The organism is Streptomyces sp. NRRL F-4489 (genome assembly GCF_001509485.1).
Lineage (GTDB): Bacteria > Actinomycetota > Actinomycetes > Streptomycetales > Streptomycetaceae > Streptomyces.
Genome location: NZ_LLZI01000191.1, coordinates 39722 through 61931, shown reverse-complemented (window position 1 = coordinate 61931; position 22210 = coordinate 39722). Strand labels below are relative to the sequence as shown.

General features: G+C 72.8%; 18 protein-coding genes. 11 read left to right on the top strand and 7 right to left on the bottom strand.

Annotated elements, in window-relative coordinates:
• The first annotated feature begins 29 nt into the window (after positions 1-29).
• Together cydD and ADL22_RS15160 are read left to right on the top strand one after the other, a co-directional pair.
• Positions 30-3701: a thiol reductant ABC exporter subunit CydD gene (gene cydD, locus ADL22_RS15165; RefSeq protein ID WP_066978669.1), complete on the top strand. Its 3672-nt coding sequence runs from the start codon at positions 30-32 to the stop codon at positions 3699-3701.
• 215 nt (positions 3702-3916) lie between these two features.
• Entirely contained in the window at positions 3917-5593 is a 1677-nt protein-coding gene (locus ADL22_RS15160; RefSeq protein WP_066978666.1) for a GAF domain-containing protein, read from the top strand.
• Positions 5594-5852: 259 nt separating this feature from the next.
• Here ADL22_RS15160 and ADL22_RS15155 read toward each other — a convergent pair whose 3' ends face one another.
• The gene (locus tag ADL22_RS15155) at positions 5853-6731 is read right to left on the bottom strand and encodes an HAD-IIB family hydrolase (protein ID WP_066978662.1); all 879 of its coding nucleotides are present in this window, start codon (positions 6729-6731) and stop codon (positions 5853-5855) included.
• Positions 6732-6842: 111 nt separating this feature from the next.
• Between ADL22_RS15155 and ADL22_RS15150 the strand changes: the two genes are divergently transcribed.
• From ADL22_RS15150 to pspAB, 3 genes are all read left to right on the top strand, one after another.
• A complete protein-coding gene (locus ADL22_RS15150; RefSeq protein WP_066978659.1) occupies positions 6843-7739 on the top strand; it encodes an LLM class flavin-dependent oxidoreductase in 897 nt (298 codons plus the stop codon).
• Between the two features lie 186 nt (positions 7740-7925).
• Positions 7926-8825 (top strand): zinc metalloprotease HtpX, encoded by a 900-nt coding sequence (htpX, locus tag ADL22_RS15145; protein WP_066978656.1) that lies wholly within the window; start codon positions 7926-7928, stop codon positions 8823-8825.
• Between the two features lie 101 nt (positions 8826-8926).
• Positions 8927-9490 (top strand): PspA-associated protein PspAB, encoded by a 564-nt coding sequence (pspAB, locus tag ADL22_RS15140; RefSeq protein ID WP_066978653.1) that lies wholly within the window; start codon positions 8927-8929, stop codon positions 9488-9490.
• A 28-nt stretch (positions 9491-9518) separates the two neighbouring features.
• On the opposite strand, the gene ADL22_RS15135 is transcribed toward pspAB, so the two are convergent.
• Both ADL22_RS15135 and ADL22_RS15130 read right to left on the bottom strand, forming a co-directional pair.
• A complete protein-coding gene (locus ADL22_RS15135; RefSeq protein ID WP_066978650.1) occupies positions 9519-10061 on the bottom strand; it encodes an RNA 2'-phosphotransferase in 543 nt (180 codons plus the stop codon).
• Between the two features lie 83 nt (positions 10062-10144).
• Positions 10145-10741, bottom strand: coding sequence for a PadR family transcriptional regulator (locus ADL22_RS15130; protein WP_066978647.1), 597 nt, complete (start codon positions 10739-10741; stop codon positions 10145-10147).
• Between the two features lie 189 nt (positions 10742-10930).
• Between ADL22_RS15130 and ADL22_RS15125 the strand changes: the two genes are divergently transcribed.
• The gene (locus tag ADL22_RS15125) at positions 10931-11521 is read left to right on the top strand and encodes a hypothetical protein (RefSeq protein WP_066978644.1); all 591 of its coding nucleotides are present in this window, start codon (positions 10931-10933) and stop codon (positions 11519-11521) included.
• A complete protein-coding gene (locus tag ADL22_RS15120; RefSeq protein ID WP_066978641.1) occupies positions 11518-12867 on the top strand; it encodes a carotenoid oxygenase family protein in 1350 nt (449 codons plus the stop codon). Before ADL22_RS15125 ends, ADL22_RS15120 begins: the two co-directional genes overlap by 4 nt.
• 139 nt (positions 12868-13006) lie before the next feature.
• On the opposite strand, the gene ADL22_RS15115 is transcribed toward ADL22_RS15120, so the two are convergent.
• The 4 genes from ADL22_RS15115 to ADL22_RS15100 all read right to left on the bottom strand — a co-directional run bounded on the left by ADL22_RS15115 (position 13007) and on the right by ADL22_RS15100 (position 18217).
• Positions 13007-14278, bottom strand: a complete 1272-nt coding sequence (locus ADL22_RS15115; protein ID WP_066978638.1) for a MerR family transcriptional regulator — start codon at positions 14276-14278, stop codon at positions 13007-13009.
• A 214-nt stretch (positions 14279-14492) separates the two neighbouring features.
• Positions 14493-15410, bottom strand: a complete 918-nt coding sequence (locus tag ADL22_RS15110) for a metal-dependent hydrolase (protein WP_066978635.1) — start codon at positions 15408-15410, stop codon at positions 14493-14495.
• 117 nt (positions 15411-15527) lie between these two features.
• A complete protein-coding gene (locus ADL22_RS15105; RefSeq protein ID WP_079064143.1) occupies positions 15528-17351 on the bottom strand; it encodes an SDR family oxidoreductase in 1824 nt (607 codons plus the stop codon).
• Positions 17348-18217 (bottom strand): M24 family metallopeptidase, encoded by an 870-nt coding sequence (locus tag ADL22_RS15100; RefSeq protein WP_066978632.1) that lies wholly within the window; start codon positions 18215-18217, stop codon positions 17348-17350. Before ADL22_RS15100 ends, ADL22_RS15105 begins: the two co-directional genes overlap by 4 nt.
• Before the next feature lie 252 nt (positions 18218-18469).
• Between ADL22_RS15100 and ADL22_RS15095 the strand changes: the two genes are divergently transcribed.
• The 4 genes from ADL22_RS15095 to ADL22_RS15080 are packed head-to-tail and all read left to right on the top strand — an operon-like array spanning position 18470 to position 22178.
• Positions 18470-19537, top strand: a complete 1068-nt coding sequence (locus ADL22_RS15095) for an ABC transporter ATP-binding protein (protein ID WP_079064142.1) — start codon at positions 18470-18472, stop codon at positions 19535-19537.
• On the top strand, positions 19534-20427 hold the full coding sequence (locus ADL22_RS15090) for an ABC transporter permease subunit (RefSeq protein ID WP_066978626.1): 894 nt from the start codon (positions 19534-19536) through the stop codon (positions 20425-20427). Before ADL22_RS15095 ends, ADL22_RS15090 begins: the two co-directional genes overlap by 4 nt.
• A 37-nt stretch (positions 20428-20464) precedes the next feature.
• Complete coding sequence (locus ADL22_RS15085) at positions 20465-21376, top strand: ABC transporter ATP-binding protein (protein ID WP_066978623.1); 912 nt, start codon at positions 20465-20467, stop codon at positions 21374-21376.
• Positions 21377-21401: 25 nt separating this feature from the next.
• Positions 21402-22178 carry an ABC transporter permease gene (locus ADL22_RS15080; RefSeq protein WP_066978620.1) on the top strand — a complete coding sequence of 259 codons (777 nt, stop codon included), beginning with the start codon at positions 21402-21404 and terminating at the stop codon, positions 22176-22178.
• Positions 22179-22210: the final 32 nt, after the last annotated feature.

Here is a 22210-nt window from a genome sequence, read left to right as displayed (position 1 = left end):
GGCGGGACCGGGAGAACGGAAGGTTTCACGTGAAACCCGTCGACCCGCGCCTGCTCCGCTACGCCCGTGCCACCCGCGGATTCCTCATCGCGGTGGTGGTCCTCGGGCTTGCCGGAGCGGCCCTGGTCGTCGGCCAGGCCATGCTCATCGCGGAGATCGTGGTCGGTGCCTTCCACCACGGCCGCACCCTCGGCTCCCTGGCCGCCCCGGTCGTGCTGCTCGCCGCGGTCTCCGCCGGCCGGGGGCTGGTGTCCTGGCTGACGGAGCTGGCCGCGCACCGCGCCGGCGCGGCGGTCAAGTCCGAACTGCGGCTGCGGCTGATCAGGCGGGCGGGGCAGCTGGGGCCGGGGGCGGCGGTGCGCCGGGCGGACGGTGCCGCGGACGCCGGCACCCTGGAGCTGCGGACCGGTGAGCTGACGGCCCTGGCCACCCGCGGTATCGACGCCCTGGACGACTACTTCGCCCGCTATCTGCCCCAGCTGGGGCTGGCGGTCGTGGTGCCCGTCGCGGTACTGGCCCGGATCGTCACCGGCGACTGGATCTCCGCGCTGACGATCGTCCTCACCCTGCCGCTGATCCCGCTCTTCATGGTGCTGATCGGCTGGGCCACCCAGTCGCGGATGGACCGCCAGTGGCGGCTGCTGGCGCGGCTGTCCGGGCACTTCCTCGATGTCGTCGAGGGCCTGCCCACGCTGAAGGTCTTCGGCCGGGCCAAGGCCCAGGCCGCCGCCATCCGCGCGATCACGGATGAGTACCGCCGGGCCACCCTGCGCACCCTGCGGATCGCCTTCCTCTCCTCGTTCGCGCTCGAACTCCTCGCCACCATCTCCGTCGCGCTGGTCGCCGTCGGCATCGGCATGCGCCTGGTCCACGGCGAACTCGACCTCTACACCGGCCTGATGGTGCTGGTCCTGGCGCCCGAGGCGTATCTGCCGCTGCGGCAGGTCGGGGCGCAGTACCACGCCGCGGCCGAGGGCCTCTCCGCCGCGGAGGAGATCTTCGCCGTCCTGGAGACCCGGCCGCGGACGCCCGGGACCGCGCCCGCGCCCGAGGGCACCGGGCTGGCCGTCGAGGGCCTGGTGGTCCGCCACCCCGGGCGCACCGCCGCATCGCTGCCCGCGACCTCGTTCGAAGTCCGGCCCGGGGAGACGGTCGCGCTGGTCGGCCCGTCGGGTGCCGGCAAGTCGACGCTGCTGAGCGTGGTGCTGGGCTTCACCGAGCCGTCCGAGGGCCGGGTGCTGGTCGACGGCCAGGATCTCGCCGGCCTGTCGCCCGAGAGCTGGCGCCGGCGGATCGCCTGGGTGCCGCAGCACCCGCACCTCTTCGCCGGTTCGATCGCCGAGAACGTCCGGCTGGCGCGGCCGGACGCCGATGACGCGGCGGTCCGGGCCGCCCTGCGCGACGCCGGTGCGCTGGACTTCGTGGACGCGCTGCCCAACGGCCCGGACACCCGGCTCGGGGAGTCCGGCGCGGGGCTCTCGGCCGGGCAGCGGCAGCGCCTGGCCCTCGCCCGGGCCTTCCTCGCCGACCGGCCGGTCCTGCTGCTGGACGAGCCCACGGCGAATCTGGACGGCGAGACCGAGCAGGCCGTCGTCGAGGCGGTCCGGCGGCTGGCGGCCGGGCGCACGGTGCTGATGGTCGTCCACCGTCCGGCGCTGCTGGCCGTCGCGGACCGGACGGTGCGGCTGGCCGGGCCGGAGGAGGGGGCCGGGAACGTGGAGGAGGCCGGGGGCGCCGAACGGGCCGGGGGCGCGGGGGCCGTTGTGGCGGGCTCGCGGGGACCGGGCGCCGGTGGGTCGGTCTCCGCTGCCGGCGGGCCGGTCTCCGATGTGACTGGAACGGGGCGGGTCGCGGGCGCCGGGCCGGTGCTCGCCGCCGGGCCGGTGCCGGAGGGCGCGGCCGCGTCCGGACCGCCCCCGCGCTCGGCGCTGCGGCGGCTGCGCGGGACGGCCCGCGCCCGGCGGTCCCGCTTCGGACTGGCGCTGCTGCTCGGCGCGCTCGCGCTGGGCAGTGCGGTGGGCCTGATGGCCACCTCCGGCTGGCTGATCTCGCGGGCCTCGCAGCAGCCTCCGGTGCTGTACCTGATGGTGGCGGTGACCGCGACCAGGGCGTTCGGCATCGGGCGGGCGGTGTTCCGGTACGCCGAGCGGCTGGTCGCGCACGACGCGGTGTTCCGGATGCTCGCCGATGTCCGGGTGGCCGTCTTCCGGCGGCTGGAGCGGCTGGCTCCGGCCGGGCTGCGGGAGCGCCGCCGCGGTGATCTGCTGTCGCGGCTGGTCGCGGACGTGGACGCGGTGCAGGACTACTTCCTGCGCTGGCTGCTGCCCGTGGGGGCGGCGCTGCTGGTCGGCGCGGGCACCGTCGCGTTCACCGGCTGGCTGCTGCCGGAGGCCGGGGTGCTGCTCGCCATCGGCCTGCTGCTCGCCGGTGCCGGCGTCCCGCTGCTGTCGGCCGCGCTGGCCCGGCGGGCGGAGCGGCGGCTGGCGCCGGCCCGCGGGGTGCTCGCCACCCGCGTCGTCGATCTGCTCACCGGTACGGCCGAACTGACGGTCGCCGGCGCGCTCGGGGCCCGTACCGACGCGGTGCGCCGCGCCGACCGGGAGCTGACCCGGATCGCGTCCCGTTCGGCCACCGTGGCCGGGACGGGTGCCGGGCTCTCGGCGCTGCTGTGCGGGCTGACCGTGGTCGCCTCCGCGGTGGTCGGCGTCCAGGCGGTGCACGCGGGCCGGCTGGCGGGCGTGGAGCTGGCCGTCCTCGTGCTCACCCCACTCGCCGCGTTCGAGGCGGTGGCCGGGCTGCCGCTCGCCGCGCAGTACCGCCGCCGCACCCGGCATGCCGCGGAGCGGGTCTTCGAGGTGCTGGACGCCCCGGAACCGGTGCGTGAACCGGAGGCCCCGGCGGCCGCGCCCGGCACGCCGTTCCCGCTGGCCGTCCGCGGGCTGACCGCGCGCCATGCCGGGCAGGACCGCCCGGCGCTGGACGGCGTCGACCTCACGCTGACCCCGGGCCGCCGGCTCGCCGTCGTGGGGCCGTCCGGCTCCGGCAAGACGACGCTGGCGCAGGTGCTGCTGCGCTTCCTGGACCGGGAGTCCGGGACGTACGCCCTGGCGGGGACGGACGCCGAGGAGCTGTCCGGCGACACGGTGCGGCGGCTGGTCGGCCTGTGCGCGCAGGACGCGCACCTCTTCGACAGCTCGCTGCGGGAGAACCTCCGGCTCGCCCGCCGGAACCGCGGCGACGACGAGGAGACCGGCGACCAGGATCTGTGGGACGCGCTCGGCCGGGCGCGGCTGGCGGACTGGGTCCGCGGGCTGCCCGAGGGCCTGGACACCATGGTCGGGGAGCACGGCGCCCGGCTGTCCGGAGGCCAGCGGCAGCGGCTGGCCCTGGCCCGCGCGCTGCTCGCGGACTTCCCGGTGCTGGTGCTGGACGAGCCCGCCGAGCACCTCGACCTGGCCACCGCCGACGCGCTGACCGCCGATCTGCTGGCCGCCACCGAGGGCCGGACGACGCTTCTGATCACGCACCGGCTGGCCGGCCTCGACGCGGTGGACGAGATCCTGGTGCTGGACCGCGGCCGGGTGGTGCAGCGCGGTGCGTACGCGGAGCTGGCCGCTACCGACGGTCCGTTCCGGCGGATGCTGGAGCGGGAACGGGCGGTGGACGCCGCGTATCCGAGCATGGTGAGCGCCGGGGCCTGATGAGGGGCGTACGGAGGTCCGCCCCTGCGCGGTGCGGCCGCGGAGCCGCGGCCTTCCCGGCCGCGCCGTCTCCTGCTCAGCCTTGCCCGACCCTGCTTCCCCGGGCCCCGCTTTCCCCCGAAATGGGCCCTTATTAGGCTCGGGGCATGGCAGCCACGGCAGGAACGCCCGCGGGCCCCGCGGAGACCGGCAGCACCGGAAGGCGTCCCGATCCCATGGACGCCGCCACCGAGGCCACCCGCAGCCTCCAGGGCCTGTCGTCCGAGCTGACCGCGCGGGTGCCGCAGCTGCTGGAGGCGATGCGCACGATCGGCGCGGGCCTCGACCTGCACATCACCCTGGACCGGATCGTGCAGACCGCGGCCGAGCTCGCCGACGCGCGCTATGCCGCGATCGGGATCATTGACGACGCCCGCGAAGGGCTGTCGGACTTCGTCACCTACGGCGTGACCGGGGAGCAGCACGAGCGGATCGGCGCGCTGCCCGACGGCCACAAGGGACTGCTCGGCGCGCTGATCCACGACCCCGTGCCGGTGCGGCTGGCCGACCTCACCAAGGACCCCCGCTCGGCCGGCTTCCCGCCCGGGCATCCGCCGATGCGGTCGTTCCTGGGCGTCCCGATCCGCGTCCAGGGCGAGATCTTCGGCAACCTCTACCTGACCGAGAAGCGCGGTGGGGAGTTCAGCGAAGAGGACCTGCACATGGTGCGGGTGCTGGCCACCGAGGCCGGTATCGCGATCGGCAACGCCCGGATGTACGCGGCGACCCGGCAGCGGGAGCGGTGGATCGACGGTTCGGTGGCGGTGACCACCGAGCTGCTGGCCGGCAGCGATGTGGACGACGCGCTCGCGGTGGTCGCCGAACAGGCCAGGAAACTGGCGGAATCGGCGGCCGGCATCGTGCTGCTGCCGGACGAGGACGGCGGGCTGGAGATCGTCGCCGTGTCGGCCGACGACCCGGCCGGGATCATGGGCACGCGGGTTCCGGCCGACAGTCCGGTGACCGAGCAACTCCTCGCGGGAAAGCCGGTGTTCATCGATGACTCGGCGAGCGATCCGCGGATGGTCACGGACCTGGCGGCGCGGTTCGGGCCGAGCATGATGCTGCCGCTCAAGAGCGGGGGCCGGGTGCTCGGCACCCTCGCCACCCCGCGGTCCCGCGGCGCCCGCCCGTTCACGGCCGCCGAGCGGACGCTGGCGGCCCAGTTCGCCGCCCAGGCCGCGCTGGCGCTGGTACTGGCCGACGCCCAGCGCGACCGGGAACGGCTCGCGGTCTACGAGGACCGGGACCGGATCGCGCGCGATCTGCACGATCTGGTGATCCAGCGGCTGTTCGCCACGGGGATGATGCTGGAGAGCGCTCAGCGCCGGACCGACGTACCCGAGGTGGCGCAGCGGGTCGGCAAGGCCGTCGACGAGCTCGACATCACCATCCAGGAGATCAGAACCGCGATCTTCGCCCTTCAGCAAGGGCCGGCCGAGGCGCCGTCGGGGCTCCGGACCCGGGTCCTGCGGGAAATCGGCACCGCCGCCGTACTGCTGGGCTTCCAGCCGTCGGCGCAGTTCGTCGGGCCGGTCGACTCCCGGGTCGGTGAGCTGACCGGCAAGAACCTGATCGCCGCACTGCGGGAGGCGCTGTCGAACGCCTTCCGGCACGCCGAGGCGTCCCGGATCGAGGTGGTGGTCGACGCGACGATCACCATGCCGGACGGCACCCCGGGCGTCCGGCTGACCGTGGCCGACGACGGGGTGGGTATCTCCCGGGGCGGCCGGCGCAGCGGCCTGAAGAACCTCGCCAAGCGGGCCGAATCGCTGGGCGGCTCCAGCACCTACGGCCCCGGACTGGGGGACGGTGGCGGCGGGACGACGGTGACGTGGCAGGCACCGCTGTGAGGGCGGCGGGTCGGAGAGGTGCGCGCGGGCCCCGCTGTTTCACGTGAAACATCCATTGGTGGGCGCCAGTTGACGTGTTTCACGTGAAACAGCGGCCGCTCGACCGTGAGTTCGCCTGTTTCACGTGAAACATGCGCCGTCGTCGCTCGGGGGGTGGGGACGTTTCACGTGAAACACCTGCCGTTTCACAGGAGTTGAATGTTTCACGTGAAACCACGGGTGGGGTGCCGCCGGGACTGGCGCCGTTCCCGGAAGCGCCTCAGCTCCCCCGAAGGATCCGCTCGATCACGACCGCCACACCGTCGTCGTTGTTGGACTCGGTACGGTGCGTGGTCGCCGCCAGAACGTCCGGGTGCGCGTTGGCCATGGCGTAGGACGTACCGGCCCAGGTCAGCATCTCGATGTCGTTTGGCATGTCCCCGAAGGCGACGACCTCCTCCGGCGAGATCCCGCGCTCCGCGCAGCAGCGGGCGAGGGTGCCGGCCTTGCTGACGCCCAGGCCGCTGATCTCCAGCAGGGCGGTCGGGCTGGACCGGGTGAAGGACGCCAGATGGCCGGCGGTGGTCCGGGCGAGCGAGAGGAAGGCGTCGGGATCCAGGTCGGGATGGTGCGCCAGCAGCTTCAGTACGGGCTGGTCGGCGGCGCCGGAGCCGTCCCCCGGGCCGTGCGCCGCCGCCCCGGTGAAGTCCTCGGCGAGGAGCTTCTCGGCCGGTGCGATCACCGCGGCCGGGTCGAGGAGGAAGGGCGGATACTGCGGCTCGTAGTGAATGCCGGTGGTGCGCTCGACGGCGAAGCTGGTGGCCGGAGCGGCGGCGCGCAGGGCGTAGACGACGTCCAGCGCCACGGCTTGATCCAGCGGGCTGACCTCCACGATGCGGTTGCCCCGGTGCAGATCGATGACGGCCGCGCCGTTCGCGCAGATGGCCAGGCCGTGGCCGTGCACATGATCGCTGACCACGTCCATCCAGCGGGCCGGGCGCCCGGTGACGAAGAACACCTCGATACCTGCCGCCTCCGCGGCGGCGAGCGCCGTGATCGTCCGCTCGGAGACCGTCTTGTCGTCGTGCAGCAGGGTGCCGTCGAGATCGGTGGCGATCAGCCGGGTGGGCCGGGGTGGCGCGGCGGAGGCATCAGTCACGGGGCCATCTTCGCGTACCGGCACGTACAGGTGTGCGCTGGGTGCGCGCCGGGGCCCGGGCGGGAGAGCGGTCGGACGGGGTTGCGCCGCACTCCCCGTACGCTCGGGGGCATGCGACTGAGCACTGTGATCCTGCCCGTCCGCCGCTGGTCCGAAGGAGGGAAGGAGGCGTGGCAGCGCGCGGAGCAGCTGGGTTTCCACGCCGCGTACACGTACGACCACCTGTCGTGGCGGAGTTTCCGCGACCAGACGTGGTTCGGAGCCCTGCCGACCCTGACCGCGGCCGCCACCGCGACCTCCCGGATGCGCCTGGGCACCCTCGTCACCTCCCCGAACTTCCGGCACCCGGTCACCCTCGCCAAGGAGCTGATCTCGCTGGACGACATCAGCGAGGGCCGGATCACGCTGGGTATCGGAGCCGGCGGCAACGGCTTCGACGCCAGCGCGCTCGGGCAGGAGCCGTGGTCGCCGCGTGAACGGGCCGACCGGTTCGCCGAGTTCACCACGCTGCTCGACCGGCTGCTCACGCAGGACGCCGTCTCGTACGAGGGCACGCACTACTCGGCGGACGAGGTGCGCAACATCCCCGGCTGTGTGCAGCGGCCGCGGCTGCCGTTCGCGGTGGCGGCCACCGGCCCGCGCGGGCTGAGGCTGGCGGCCCGACTCGGACAGGCGTGGGTGACCACCGGTGACCCCAAGGTCGCGCAGGGGGAAGGCACGCCGGCCGAGTCGCGGGAGGCGATCCGCCGGCAGATCGAGGGGCTGGAGAAGGCGTGCGCCGACCAGGGACGGGACGCCGCCGAGCTGCAGAAGATCATGCTGACCGGCTTCACCCCGGACCGTCCGCTGGACTCCGTCGACGCCTTTGTGGACTTCGCCGGCCGCCACGCCGAGCTGGGCATCGATGAGCTGGTCATTCACTGGCCGATCGCCGATTCGGTGTTCGCCGCCGATCCGGCGGTCTTCGAGCGGATCGCGACAGAGGCGTCGGCGCAGCTCACCGCGTAGCGGCCGTCCGCGGTGCCGGGGTGAATCCGGTTCGTCCCGGTGACCGGCCGGGGCTTTACCCGCTATATAGCCGTGAAGAGGGAGAATTAGGGCAGCGGCGCAGTGTGCGGCCCGGCGCGCGGGGGAGAGGACGGTGGGCGACCGGGTCAGGACACTGCGCGAAGTGCGGTGCGTTGTGGAGGAGCCATGGCACAGACCCGATTCGCCCCGGACCGCGGGCTGACCTCGCGCATGGTGGTGACGATGTTCCTCATCGGCCTGCTGTACGTCGTGGTCGTCAGCGCGCTGGTGGTGCTCCTCAAAGGCGCCTGGGTGGTGGTGCTGCTGATCGCCGGGGCGATGTTCATCGCGCAGTTCTGGTTCTCCGACCGGATCGCCGCCTTCAGCATGGGGGCCCGCGAGGTCACGCCGGAGCAGGCGCCCGAGCTGCACGGCGCGGTGGACCGGCTCTGCGCCCTGGCCGATATGCCCAAACCGCGGGTCGCGATCGCCGAGTCCGATGTGCCGAACGCCTTCGCCACCGGCCGCAATCAGAAGAACTCCCTGGTCTGCGCGACGACCGGGCTGCTCAGACGGTTGGAGCCGGAAGAGCTGGAGGGGGTGCTGGCGCATGAGCTGTCCCATGTCGCCCACCGCGATGTCGCGGTGATGACCATCGCCTCGTTCCTCGGCGTGCTGGCCGGGATCATCACCCGCGCCGCGCTGTGGAGTGGCGTCGGACGCAACAACCGCGATCAGAACGCCGCCATCGCCGTGCTGATCGTCACCGCCGTCAGCGTGGTCGTCTACGCCATCAGCTTCCTGCTCACCCGGCTGCTCTCCCGCTACCGCGAGCTGTCCGCCGACCGCGCCGCCGCCCTCCTGACCGGCCGCCCTTCCGCGCTGGCCTCCGCCCTCACGAAGGTCACCGGCCAGATCGCGCGGATCCCCACCGAGGACCTGCGCAAGTCCCAGCCGTTCAACGCCTTCTACTTCGCCCCGGCCTTCAACAAGGAGAGCTTCAACCAGCTGCTCTCCTCGCACCCGACGCTGGAGCAGCGGCTCGACCAGCTGGGCCGGATAGCGGCGCAGCTGGGGCGGCCGTGAGCGGCGGCATCCGACCGGACGGCAGGGACCGACGCACGGCATGTTTCACGTGAAACATGCCGGTGCGTCATCGGCGCAAGGAAGCAAGGAGTAAGCCGCGCATGGGATTTCTGGACGTGATCCTCGGCCGCAGCAAACCGGTACGGCCTGACCTGGACCAGCTCTTCGCGCTGCCGTCCGCCGCGGTCACCCTCCAGGCCGCGGCCGGATTCACCCCCACCGGCCTGGGGTCGGTGTGTTTCGCGAGCGTCGAGGGCGGCGCGTTCTCGCGTATCCAGGAGGAGGCGCGCTCGCTCCTGGACGGTTCGGTGGAGTTCACCCAGGACGCCTACGGCTATACGTGGCTGCTGGTGCGGCACGCGCCGGAGGACGTGGCGGGACTGGTCAACGATCTCCACGCGGTCAACACCTCGCTGGAGGAAGCGGGTTTCGGCCCCCAGCTCCTGTGCTCGCTCGTCGGCTTCCGGGACGACCGGCAGCGGCCGCTGGCGCTGGTCTACCTCTACAAGCGCGGCACCTTCTACCCCTTCGCGCCGCGGCCCGGTGAGGGCGAGAAGCGCGACAATCCGCTCGAACTCCAGGCGCGGGCGATGCTCGGGGACGATCTGACGGTCGAGAAAGACCTCGCCCGGTGGTTCCCGGTGTGGGGAGCACCCGGCCTCTGACGTGCGGGAATGGCCGCGACGGATCGGTTCAGCCGGGGAAGCGGAGGAACTCCGGCGGCACCCGCTCGGTCAGCCAGACCCCGTTGGCGCTGACCCGGAAGACGTGGCCGGCCCGGTACATGGCGGGCGCGTCGACGGCCAGGACGAGCGGTTTGCCGCGCCGTGCGCCGACCCGGGCGGCGGTCTCGCGGTCCGGCGAGAGGTGCACGGCATGCCGGGACATCGGCCGCAGCCCGTCCTGCCGGATGGCGGCGATATGGCGGGTCACCGTTCCGTGGAAGAGGAAGCCGGTCGGTACGGCCTCCGGAAGGCCGAGATCGACGCGGACGGAATGGCCCTGGTTGGCGCGGATGCGGTCGTTCTCCAGGGCGTAGCGCTGCTTGTCGTTGCCGGCGACGACGGCCGCCAACTCCGCGCGGGAGAAGGGGAATCCGTGCCGTGCGGCTGCTGCGATCAGTTCGGTCACCGGTACCCAGCCCTGTGCGTCCAGGGTGATGCCGATCCGCTGGGGTTCATGGCGCAGATGTTTCGCCAGGTATTTGGAGATCCGCACGGAACGCTGGTGGTCCATGCCGCCAGCCTGCCACCGGGCGAGCGCCCGGGCACCCGTAATAACCGGGGCCGGGACCCTCAAGACGGGGGGTGATCCGTGCCTTACGCGTCCTCCTTCCCGCTGGACTCCGCGGGACCCTCGCCGCGCCGGGTGCGGGCCAGTTCCCCGGCCTTCGCGGCCTTCGCGCTGGTCACCTCGTCGGCGGCCCAGCGCGCCCAATCCTCCACCGCCGCCGTTATCCGCAGGCCGTACTCCAGCGCGATCCGCCCGTAAACAGAGATCATTTCGTCGTCCCACGCCGTGGCGTCGTCCATCCGCTCGTACCCGGCACGGGCATGGGCCGCGGACTCGGCCTGGGTGAGCAGAAAGGTCCGTGCCTCCAGCGGCGTGAGATTGCCGAGGAAGAAGACGCGCAGCAGGCCGTCGTGGCGCTGCTGGCCGGCCGGCGGGACCTCCGTCAGCCAGTGCCGCAGCTCGGCCAGGCCGTCGTCGGTGATCGCGTATTCCTTGCGGCCGCGCGGCCCCTCGGCGGCGACCTCGACCAGCCCCGCCGCCGTCAGCTTGTTGAGCTCGCCGTAGACCTGGCTCTGGGTGGCCGGCCAGACGTTGGCGAGTGAGGCGTTGAACAGCTTCATCAGGTCGTAGCCGCTCGCCGGGGATTCGGAGAGCAGGCCCAGCACCGCATGTCTCAGGCTCATACCCGCACACTACCTTCCACAACTGACATGTCAACGCTGGACTTTCCACCTTCGACATGTCACAGTTGGAATGTCGCTGGGTGTGGGAGGTGTTCCCCGCTCGGCGCACACGCTGCGGTCGCGGTCATCGGCCCGGCGCATCGTCGAGCAGTCGTCCGCGAAACCGGGCGTGCAGGAACAGGGGGAGACATGCAGTACTTGAGGAGCTTCATTCCGTGGCTCGTCTACGCGGCGGTGTCCGTGCTGGGCTGGCAGTGGGGAGCACTTGCCGGCCTCGCGGCGGCGGTGGTGCTGCTGGTGGCGGACCGGGCGGCGGGGTTCGCACTGGAGACGCGGCTGCTGGAGTACGGCACGATCGTGTTCTTCGCCGCCCTTACGGCCCTGGCCCTCATCCGGCCCGACAGTCCTCTCAAGGCTTATGGCAGCGCGCTGTCGATGGGCTGGCTGGCGGTCATCGCGTGGACGTCGATCGCCGTCCGGCGACCCTTCACGATGGCCATCGCGCGTCGGATGGCGCCGCCCGAGGTCTGGCACACCGCGTTCTTCCGGCACATCAACGTCGTCCTCACCGCCGCCTGGGCGCTGTCCTTCACCCTGAGCTGCATCGCCCAGGCCGTCATCAGCGCCTACGGCCTGAGCGTGCTCTTCCCGATCCTTGTGCAGATCGCCGGATTCGTTGTCCCCGCCCGCTTCACGGCCGCCTATCCGGAACGGGCGCGTGCCCGCTTCGTGCAGCAGTCCGGTGCGCGGCCCACCACCCAGGAAGGACTGGCCCGATGACGACCACCACGCCCGCCGAAGTGACGGAATCCTCCGCGCCACCGCCCCATCTCGCCGGCAATTTCGCCCCGGTCACCGATGAGCTGACCGCCTGCGACCTCCCGATCACCGGCACCGTCCCGGCGGCCCTGCGAGGCTGGTACGTGCGCAACGGCCCCAACCCCAGGGACGCCGCCAGTCCGCACTGGTTCTTCGGGGACGGCATGATCCACGGCGTGCGCCTGGAGGACGGCCGGGCCGTCTCCTACCGCAACCGCTGGGTCCGCACCTCGACTTTCACCGACGGCGCCCGCGTCGTGGACGAGGAGGGCCGCCGCGATCTCGCGGCGGGCGTGGCCAACACCCATATCGTCCGGCACGCCGGCCGCACCCTGGCGCTGGTCGAGTCGTCCTTCCCCTACGAGATCGACTGCCGGCCCGGCCACGAGCTGGAGACCGTCGGCCCGCATGACTTCGGCGGGCGCCTCGCCACCGCCATGACAGCCCACCCGAAGACCTGCCCCACCACCGGTGAGCTGCACTTCTTCGGCTACGGCAATGCCACGCCGCCCTATCTGACCTACCACCGCGCGGACGCCGCCGGCCAGTTGGTGGTCAGTCGCCCCATCGACGTCCCCGCCGCCACGATGATGCATGACTTCCATCTGACGGCCCGCCACGTCGTCTTCATGGACCTCCCGATGGTCCATGACCGCGGCCGCCCCGGGATGCCGTACGCCTGGGATCCGGAGTACGGCGCCCGCCTGGGCGTACTGCGGCGCGACGACCCCCACGGCCAGGTCCGTTGGCTGGAGATCGACCCCTGCTACGTCTTCCACTCGCTGAACGCCCATGACGACGGCGAGGAGCGGATCGTCCTCTACGTCTCCCGCTACGCCGCGCTCGACGGCCGCAGCCCGTCCTTCCTGTGGCGCTGGACCATCGACCTGGCCGCCGGGACGGTGAGGGAGGAGCAACTCGACGACCAGTTCGGGGAGTTCCCCCGAATAGACGACCGGCTCGCCGGACTGCCCGCCCGTTTCGGCCACGTCACCGCGGGCGAGGCCCCGGGCACCGGACCGATACCCGGCGCCCTGCTCCGCTACGACCTGCGGACCGGTGCGGTGGCCCGTTATGACTTCGGTCCCGGGCGCACTCCGGGCGAGGCGGCGTTCGCCCCCGCGGACGACCGCCCGGGCGGCCCCGGCTGGCTGATCACGTACGTCTACGACGCGACCACCGACACCAGCGACCTGGTGATCCTCGACGCCGAGGACATCACCGCCGGGCCCGTCGCGACGGTCCACCTTCCGCAGCGGGTACCGCACGGATTCCACGGCAACTGGCTTCCCGATCCGGCGAGTTGACGCAACCCGAAGGGGTGGCCGGGCGAGGCGGGACGTCCGGCTCGATCCTTGACAACTGGAGAGTGAAGCAGAGGGGACGGCTCCGGGGCGGGGGAGCGCCGGGGGCCGGGACCAGGGGCCCGTGCGGTCGCTGCGGGGGTCAGCGGCCCTCGGTGTGTGCCTCGGCCTCGGCCTCGGCTGCCGCCCGGGGTCCGGCGGCGGCCGCGGCCAAGCCGTCCATGGTGCGGGCGTGTACCTCGCGCTGCGCGGCGGCGGCGATGAAAGCGGCCGTGTTCTCCGGGCCGACCAGGTCGCGTACGGCCTGAACGGCCGTGGCGGGCAGCAGCACGGCCTCCGAGCCGGTCGCGGGACGGGGGTCCGCGACGGGCGAGAGGGCTCCGGCCGGTGTCGGCCGGGCGTCCGCGACGGGCCGCGCGCCGGAGGGGGCAGGGGTGTCCGCCGTCCCCTGCCGCCCCTCCGGCGCCGGAGCGGCGGCCGCTCCGGGCCCGGCGTCCGGCACAGCGCCGGCACCCCGATCGGCCGGCCGAGGCGCCTGTTCCGAAGGCGCCTGGTCTCCAGACCCGTCCCCAGGCCCGTTGTCCCGAGGCCCCTGATCCCAAGGCCGACGATCCCGAGTCCCGTCCTCGGCCGGAGCCGCGCGATCCTCCTGGCTGCCCGCCGTCAGCGCCCCCGTGAGGTGGTGGCGGATGTAGCGGGTGGCGAGTGATCGCATGGCGCGGGCGAGTTCCGCGTCGATGGTCTGCTGGGCCAGCGGGCGGAGGCGGCGTACCAGCGCCGTGGCCTCCGCAGTCTCGGCCTCGGTGGGCGGGTGGTCCAGGAACGACCGGAAGACGTGCTCCGTGGTGAAGTCCAGAAAACGGGCGGCGATGTGCTCGACCTGGCCGCGCACCTCTCGCAGATGACCGGAGATCGCCGGCAGCGGGACGCCGGCGGAGTGGAGTTCGGCGGCGACGGCCAGTTCCTGGGGGCTGGGGACCAGGAACTCGTCGTCGCGGCCGGGGACGCGGACCAGGACGCCCAGTTCGACGGCCTCGCCGACCGCGCGCTCGTCGGGGGTGCCCCCGAAGGCGGCGTCGAGTTCGGTGCGGGAGAGGCGGGTCGGCTCCTCGTCGCTCCACGGCCCGTCGATCTCGGCGACAAGTCCCAGGACGCCGCCGAGGCCCCGTCCGGCGTCCCAGGCTTCGAGGAGGTCCTTGATGCTGGCGAGGGTGTAGCCGCGGTCCAGCAGGTCGGCGATCTGGCGCAGCCGGGCCAGGTGGGCGTCGCCGTACACATTGGCCCGGCCGCGGCGCTCGGGGCGGGGCAGCAGGCCCCGGTCCTGGTAGGCGCGGATGGTGCGGACCGTGGCTCCGCTGAGATGGGCCAGGTCCTCGATGCGGTACTCGGCCGCCGGCGGCTGCTCGGTCGTCACTGGGGTGCTCCTTACGGGGCGGCCGCCTCGGGGAGGAGGCCGTGGTGCCGGATGGCCGGACCGGGGCGGCGCCGTCTCCGGGGCTTTCCGGGGGGACGTGGCCGGTTCGGGCGCGCCACGGGGGCCGTTCGCGCCGTGGCCGGACCCGTCACGGGCCCGGCAGGGCGGTGGTGCCACGATACGACCGCCTCCGGGGCGCGCCGGCCGCTCCCGTTCAGGAGAGGGCGGCCCGCCCCACCGCGCCCGCCGCGGCCCGGGCGGCGGGGGAGGAGGCCAGGTAGCCGAGGGCCGCGCGGAGCGAGCCCTCCTGGGAGGGGTGGTAGGAGCGCCGCAGGTAGCGCGGTATCGCGGCGCCCAGCTCCCGCCAGGTGGGCAGCAGGCCCTTCCGGACGGCGCGTTGGTGCTCGCGCAGGGAGTAGCGGGACCGGTCGGCGAGTTGGGGATCGTGGCGGAGGAGGTACGCGGCACCCCAGGCCCAGAGGTAGAGCAGGACCGGGGCCGTCACGGCCATGCCCAGGACCCGGCGGGCGTAGCGGGCGGGGTCCTCGCCGCCGGTGTGCTGGTACATGTCGAAGGCGACCGAGCGGTGCTCCACCTCTTCGGCGCCGTGCCAGCGGAGCAGGTCGAGCATCACCGGGTCGGGGTCGGCGCGGTCGAGGCCGTCGGCGGCCAGGACCCAGTTGCCGAGGACCGCGGTGAACTGCTCGATGGCGGCGATCAGGGAGAGCCGGAAGCGCAGCCACTCCGGTGCGGGGACCGGGAGGCCGAAGGGGGGTTTCCCGCCCAGGAGGTACTCGAAGAGGAAATCGACGTGCCGGGTGTAGGGGGCGGTGTCCAGGCCCTGGTGGGCCAGGTGGTCGAGGACGTAGGCGTGCTGGACGCTGTGGGTGGCCTCCTGGCCCATGAAGCCCTTGACGTCCTTGAGGAGTTGGTCGTCCCGGACGAGGGGGAGCGCCTCCTTGAAGACCTTGACGAACCAGCGCTCGCCGGCGGGGAGCAGCAGGTGCAGCACGTTGATCACATGGGTGGCGGTGGGCTCGCCGGGGATCCAGTGCAGCGGGGTCTCCCGCCAGTCGAAGGCGACCCGGCGGGGTGCGATGGGGTGAGGTTCCTGGGGGCGTGGCGTGCTCATCAGCGGCTCCTGACGTGCGCGGTTCTCCTGGCCGGGGTGGGGCGGGCGGCCGGGCCGGCCGGCGGGGCGGCCGCCCCGCCGGCGGCGCGTAGGCGAGCTGCGGGGGCGGGCCGCCGGTTACACCGGGGGCTCGATGCGGGCGAGGGCCCGCAGGGCGCGCGGGGTGAAGCGGGACAGCAGATGGGCGCCGCGGGCCTCGGGGGTGACGGGGACCACCGCCTGGTTGCGGACCACCGCCCGCAGGATGGCCTCGGCGACCTTCTCCGGCGGGTAGTTGCGCAGCCCGTACATCCGCGCGGCCCTGGCCCGGCGGCGTTTCTCCTCCTCGGCGGAGACACCGGTGAAGCGGGCGGTGCCGGTGATGCCGGTGTTGACGAGCCCGGGGCAGATGGCGGTGACGCCGATGCCCTGGCCCGCCAGCTCGGCGCGCAGGCACTCGCTGAGCATCAGGACGGCCGCCTTGGAGGTGCTGTACGCGGGCAGGATCCGGGACGGCTGGTAGGCGGCGGCCGAGGCCGTGTTGACGATGTGGCCGCCCTGCCCGCGGTCCGCCATCCGCTTGCCGAAGATCCGGCAGCCGTGGATGACACCCCACAGGTTGACGTCCAGGACCCGCTTCCAGTCCTCGGTGGTGGTGTCCATGAAGGAGCCGGACAGGCCGATGCCCGCGTTGTTGACCAGCACGTCCACGGTGCCGTACTCGGCGTCGACCTTGTCGGCGAGCTTCTCCATCGCCGCCTCGTCCGAGACGTCGACGGCCTCGCCCCACGCCTGCGGGGCCCCGATCAGCCGCGCCAGGTCGGCGGTGCGGGCGGCGCCCTCGGCGTCCCGGTCCACGGCGATGATCCGCGCCCCGGCCTCCGCGAAGGCGAACGCGGTGGCCCGGCCGATCCCGCCGGCCGCGCCGGTGATCAGCACCAGCTGGCCGCCGAAGCGATCGGCGTACGGGCCGGAGGCGCCGACGGCCTTCGCCGGGTCGCCCTCCTCCTTGGCGGTGACGAACTCGCCGATCCAGGCGGTCAGTTGGTCGGGCCGGGTGCGCGGTACCCAGTGCTGGGCGGGGAGGGTGCGGCGCACCAGCTGGGGCGCCCACTGGCCGAGGTCGTCGTACAGCCGCGGGGAGAGGAAGGCGTCGCCGGTCGGGGTGATGAGCTGGACCGGGCAGTGCGCGTAGGCGTCGGCGCGGGGGCGGCGGAGCCGGGCGCGGACGTTGTCGCGGTAGAGCCATGCGCCGTGGGCCGCGTCGGTGGGGAGCGACGCGGTGGGGTAGTCACCGCCGGGCACCTTCTCGATCCGCTGGAGGATGCCGGGCCAGCGCTTGCCGAGCGGGCCCTTCCAGGCGAGTTCGGGGAGCACGGGGGTGTGCAGCAGGTAGACGTACCAGGACTTGGCGCCCTGGCCGAGCAGCTGGGCCGCGCGCCGGGGCGTGGGGCGGGCCAGCCGCTTCTGGATCCAGTGTCCGAAGTGGTCGAGGGACGGCCCGGACATCGAGGTGAACGAGGCGATCCGGCCCTCGGTGCGGCGCACGGTGGCGAACTCCCAGCCCTGGACGGAGCCCCAGTCGTGGCCCACGAGGTGGACCGGCCGGTCCGGGCTGACCGCGTCCGCGACGGCCAGGAAGTCATCGGTCAGCTTCTCCAGGGTGAAGCCGCCGCGCAGCGGGCGCGGCGCGGTGGAGCGGCCGCAGCCCCGGACGTCGTAGAGCACCACGTGGAAGCGTTCGGCCAGGCCGCGGGCGACCTCGGACCAGACTTCCTTGCTGTCGGGGTAGCCGTGCACCAGGATCACCGTGGGCCGTTCCGGATCGCCCAGTTCGGCTACGCACAGTTCGATCCCGCCGGTGCGCACCCACCGCTCCCGGGCCTCCGCGAGCGTCCCGCCGGCCCCCTGGCGCCGGTGTGCCCGGTCGTGCTGCCCGTTCCGTCCACGTCCCGTCTTCACGCGGCCTTCTCCTCCTGCCAGCGCCGCACATGCGGCAGATCGTCGTCGAGCCAAAAGGCGCTTTCCTGCGGGTCGTTGGAGTCCGTGACGACCAGGAGCTCCTCGAACTTCGCCCCGGTGCCCCGGAAGCCGAGGTGCGGTTCGACCGCCCACAGTCCGGGCTGCGGGGGGTGGTCGGAGAAGCTGTACGGGCTCCACAGCGGCGACCAGCCCTCCCGGTGGCCGTGCAGCGCGTCCGCGGCGAGGCCCTTGAGGGACTGGGTGCCGAAGCCGAAGAGGGTCGGGGACCAGCGGCGCTGCCGGACCCGGTCGACCTTGTGCGCGATGACGCCGAACGGGTAGGCGCGGTGGCGGTTGGCGTAGCCCTGCCGCACCATGAGCCGGTCGACGTCCTGGTAGATCTCGCGCAGCGGGCGCCGTTCGCGCACCTCGCGCAGGATCAGGTCGCGGTGGGCTTCGAGGTCGGCGAGCAGCCGGTCGTGCACGGGGTTCAGGCCCAGGCAGCCGGAGTAGCCGATGTCGGCGGTGAAGCCGTTGTGGACGGGGGCCATGTCGAGGATGAACGGCATGCCCGGTTCCAGCTCGCGGTTGGTGGGGAAGAACTGCAGCGGTACGCGGAAGTTGACGAACGCGGTGCGGTCGCCGAACCACGCGAACGGCAGGTGGAACCAGTCCCGTACGCTGCGCTCGCGCAGCCATTCGCGCTGCATCCGCGCCGCCGCGCGCTCGGTGACCCCGGGCTTGAGCTGGGCGGCCACGGCTTCCGCGCACGCGTAGGCGAGCCGCTGGACCTCGCGGAAGCCCTGGAGTTCGGCGGTGAGGTGCCCGGGTGCTGCTGAGGTCGCTGAGGTGACTGATGAGGCCATCGCCAACCGTCCGTCCGTAAGCGGTTCATCGCGGTACGTGCCCGTAACTTGCCACTGATGAATGTGACAATGAGTGGGGGCTGCGTCAAGGGGTCGGGCCCTTCGCTCGGCTCCGGACCCTCCGCTCGGCCCTTCAGGCACTCCGGCCGCACACCCGACCCTGAGTCCGGCTGCCGCTGAAGCAGGAGAACCCCTAAGGGACTGTCGTACCGGAGGGGTAGGCGAAGACCACCGCAGGGGTTGACGACGGATGTGGCGGACGCCACTACCGTCGGAGACGTGACTGTGATCGTGACCGAAAGCCTGACCAAGCGGTACCCGCGGGTGACCGCGCTGGACCGGTTGTCCGTTGGCATCGAGCCCGGCGTTACGGGCCTGGTGGGTGCCAACGGCGCCGGCAAGTCGACCCTGATCAAGATCCTTCTCGGTCTGGCTCCGGCCACCGAAGGGACCGCCCACGTCCTCGGACTCGACGTGACCAAGGACGGCGGCGCCATCCGTGAGCGGGTCGGCTACATGCCCGAGCACGACTGCCTGCCGCCGGACGTCTCGGCCACCGAGTTCGTCGTGCACATGGCCCGGATGTCCGGTCTGCCGCCGACCGCCGCCCGGGAGCGCACCGCCGACACCCTGCGCCACGTCGGCCTCTACGAGGAGCGCTACCGCCCCATCGGCGGCTACTCCACCGGTATGAAGCAGCGCGTGAAGCTGGCCCAGGCGCTGGTCCACGACCCGCAGCTGGTGTTCCTGGACGAGCCCACCAACGGCCTGGACCCGGTGGGGCGGGACGAGATGCTCGGCCTGATCCGCCGCGTCCACACCGACTTCGGGATCTCCGTCCTGGTCACCTCCCACCTCCTGGGAGAGCTGGAGCGCACCTGCGACCACGTCGTCGTCATCGACGGCGGCACGCTGCTGCGCTCGTCCTCCACCGAGGAGTTCACCAAGCTCACCACCTCCCTGGCGGTGGAGGTCACGGACACCGACGCGCATCCGGACGGCGCGGCCGCGCTGCGGGCGGCCCTCACGGCGGCCGGCGCGGTGGTCGGCACCGGCGCCCCCGGGGCCGAGGGGATCACCTCGCCCGGGCACGTGCTCTTCGTCGAGGCGGCCGGCGAGGAGACCTACGACCTGGTGCGCGACACCGTCGCCGGGCTGGGCCTCGGCCTGGTGCGGATGGAGCAGCGGCGGCACCGGATCGCCGAGGTGTTCCGCGACGCCGACGCCCGGGCCGGCACCGGCGCGCGGGACGGCACGGGCACGCCATCGGGACAGGTCACCGGTCACCCCACCACCGTGGGCGGAGGGAACGCAGGATGAGTACGGAAACGACGCCGGCCGGCGCGTCCATCCACAACATCGGCTACCGCCACTACGACGGCCCCCGGCTGGGCCGCGGCTACGCACGGCGGTCGCTGTACTCGCAGAGCCTGCGCGGCGCGTACGGCCTGGGGCGGTCGGCGAAGAGCAAGGTGCTGCCGATGCTGCTCTTCGCGGTGATGTGCCTGCCCGCCGGGATCCTGGTGGCGGTGACGATGTTCACCAAGGCCGGCAGCCTCCCCATCGGCTACGCCCGCTATCCGATCTACCTCCAGGCGGTCATCGGCCTCTATCTGGCCGCCCAGGCCCCGCAGTCCGTCTCCCGCGACCTGCGCTTCAAGACCACGCCGCTGTACTTCTCCCGGCCGATCGAGCGGGCCGACTACGTCATGGCGAAGTTCGCGGCGATGGCCAGCGCGCTGTTCCTCCTGACCGCCGCGCCGCTGGTGATCCTCTACGCCGGGGCGCTGCTGGGGAAGCTGGACTTCCTCAAGCAGACCAAGGGCTTCGGGCAGGGGCTGCTCTGCGCCGCCCTGCTCTCCCTGCTGTTCGCCGGGATCGGGCTGCTCGTCTCGGCGCTCACCCCGCGCCGCGGCTTCGGGGTCGCCGCGGTGATCGCCGTCCTCACCATCCCGTACGGCGCGGTCAGCGCGATCCAGGGCATAGCCACCCTCCAGGGCAGCGACGCCGCCGTCGGCTGGCTGGGGCTGTTCTCGCCGATCACCCTCGTCGACGGAGTGCAGTCCGCGCTCCTGGGCGGCACCAGCTCGTTCCCCAACGGGCTGACGCCCTCGGCCGGCCAGGGGGCGGTCTACCTCCTGGTCTCGCTGCTCGTCATCGCCGGTTGCTACGGCCTGCTGATGCGCCGCTACCGGAAGGCCGGACTGTGACCTCCCGCCCGTCATCCCCAAGGAGTGGGCCCCGCCCATGAGCACTCTTCGCATCGACCACGTCTCGCGCTGGTTCGGCAATGTCGTCGCCGTCAACGACGTCACCATGACCATCGCCCCCGGCGTCACCGGCCTGCTCGGCCCCAACGGCGCCGGGAAGTCCACCCTGATCAACATGATGGGTGGCTTCCTCGCCCCCTCCAACGGCACCGTCACCCTCGACGGGACGACGATCTGGCGCAACGCCGCCAGCTACCGCCACATCGGCATCGTCCCGGAGCGCGAGGCGATGTACGACTTCCTCACCGGGCGCGAATTCGTCCTGGCCAACGCCGAGTTGCACGGCCTCGGGCGGGCCGCGGCGGCCAGGGCGCTGGCGGTGGTCGAGATGGAGCACGCCCAGGACCGCAAGATCTCGACGTACAGCAAGGGCATGCGGCAGCGGGTGAAGATGGCCTCCGCGCTGGTCCACGACCCGTCCGTGCTGCTGCTGGACGAGCCGTTCAACGGCATGGACCCGCGGCAGCGGATGCAGCTGATGGAGCTGCTGCGGCGGATGGGCGACGAGGGCCGCACGGTCCTGTTCTCCTCGCACATCCTCGAAGAGGTCGAGCAACTGGCCTCGCACATCGAGGTGGTGGTGGCCGGCCGGCACGCGGCCTCCGGCGACTTCCGCAAGATCCGCCGGCTGATGACCGACCGCCCGCACCGCTATCTCGTCCGGTCCGACAACGACCGGGCGCTGGCCGGGGCGCTGATAGCCGACCCCTCGACGGCCGGTATCGAGGTGGACGTCGCCGAGGGCGCGCTGCGGATCCAGGCCGTCGACTTCGGCCGGTTCACCGAGCTCCTGCCGAGGGTCGCCCGCGACCACGGCATCCGCCTGCTGACCGTCTCACCCTCGGACGAGTCGCTGGAATCCGTCTTCTCCTATCTCGTAGCGGCCTGAGGCCAGAAAGGAGCCCTGAGGCTGTATGTCCACGACCTCTTCCGCGGCCCCGCCGGCGACCGCCGCCGCGCCCAAGGCCGCCCTCTTCCACCCGACCGTCGCCCGGCTCACCTACCGGGCGCTGCTCGGCCGGCGCCGCGCCCTGATCCTCTTCGCGCTGCCGGCCCTCCTGGTCGCGATCGCGGTACTCGTCCGGGCGCTGACCGGCGCGGACGACGCGACGGCCGACGGCATCCTGCGCGGGTTCGCGCTGGGCACGATGGTGCCGCTGATCGGCGTGATCGCCGGGACGGGCGCGATCGGTCCGGAGATCGACGACGGCTCGGTGGTCTACCTCCTCGCCAAGCCGGTCCGGCGCTCGACGATCATCATCACCAAGCTGCTGGTCGCGATCGGGGTGACCGCCGCCTTCTCGGCGATACCGGTCCTGGTGGCCGGCTTCCTCCTCAACGGCAACAGCCAGCGGATAGCCGTGGCGTACGCGGTGGCCGCGGCCGTCGCCTCGGTCGCCTACAGCGCGCTCTTCCTGCTGCTCGGCACCCTCACCCGGCACGCCGTGGTCTTCGGCCTGGTCTACGCCCTGGTGTGGGAGGCGTTCGTGGGGAACGTCGTCCCGGGGGCGCGGACGCTGAGCGTCCAGCAGTGGGCGCTCGCGGTGGGCCAGAAGGTCGGCGCCGACGGGGCGCTGAACTCCGCGGTGCAGCTGCCGCTCGCGCTCTGCCTGCTGGTGGCCGTCACCGCGGTGGCGACCTGGTACGCGGCGCGCCGGCTGAAGGCGCTCACGCTGGCGGGCGAGGAGTAAACGGGCGAGGAGTAGGGAGGCACCGGCCGGCG

Excerpts from the sequence above, each read along its gene's own strand:
- ADL22_RS15160 (WP_066978666.1), top strand. The coding sequence starts at position 3,917 with ATGGACGCCGCCACCGAGGCCACCCGCAGCCTCCAGGGCCTGTCGTCC.
- ADL22_RS15150 (WP_066978659.1), top strand. The coding sequence starts at position 6,843 with ATGCGACTGAGCACTGTGATCCTGCCCGTCCGCCGCTGGTCCGAAGGA.
- htpX (WP_066978656.1), top strand. The coding sequence starts at position 7,926 with ATGGCACAGACCCGATTCGCCCCGGACCGCGGGCTGACCTCGCGCATG.
- pspAB (WP_066978653.1), top strand. The coding sequence starts at position 8,927 with ATGGGATTTCTGGACGTGATCCTCGGCCGCAGCAAACCGGTACGGCCT.
- ADL22_RS15135 (WP_066978650.1), bottom strand. The coding sequence starts at position 10,061 with ATGGACCACCAGCGTTCCGTGCGGATCTCCAAATACCTGGCGAAACAT.
- ADL22_RS15130 (WP_066978647.1), bottom strand. The coding sequence starts at position 10,741 with ATGAGCCTGAGACATGCGGTGCTGGGCCTGCTCTCCGAATCCCCGGCG.
- ADL22_RS15125 (WP_066978644.1), top strand. The coding sequence starts at position 10,931 with ATGCAGTACTTGAGGAGCTTCATTCCGTGGCTCGTCTACGCGGCGGTG.
- ADL22_RS15120 (WP_066978641.1), top strand. The coding sequence starts at position 11,518 with ATGACGACCACCACGCCCGCCGAAGTGACGGAATCCTCCGCGCCACCG.
- ADL22_RS15110 (WP_066978635.1), bottom strand. The coding sequence starts at position 15,410 with ATGAGCACGCCACGCCCCCAGGAACCTCACCCCATCGCACCCCGCCGG.
- ADL22_RS15100 (WP_066978632.1), bottom strand. The coding sequence starts at position 18,217 with ATGGCCTCATCAGTCACCTCAGCGACCTCAGCAGCACCCGGGCACCTC.
- ADL22_RS15090 (WP_066978626.1), top strand. The coding sequence starts at position 19,534 with ATGAGTACGGAAACGACGCCGGCCGGCGCGTCCATCCACAACATCGGC.
- ADL22_RS15085 (WP_066978623.1), top strand. The coding sequence starts at position 20,465 with ATGAGCACTCTTCGCATCGACCACGTCTCGCGCTGGTTCGGCAATGTC.
- ADL22_RS15080 (WP_066978620.1), top strand. The coding sequence starts at position 21,402 with ATGTCCACGACCTCTTCCGCGGCCCCGCCGGCGACCGCCGCCGCGCCC.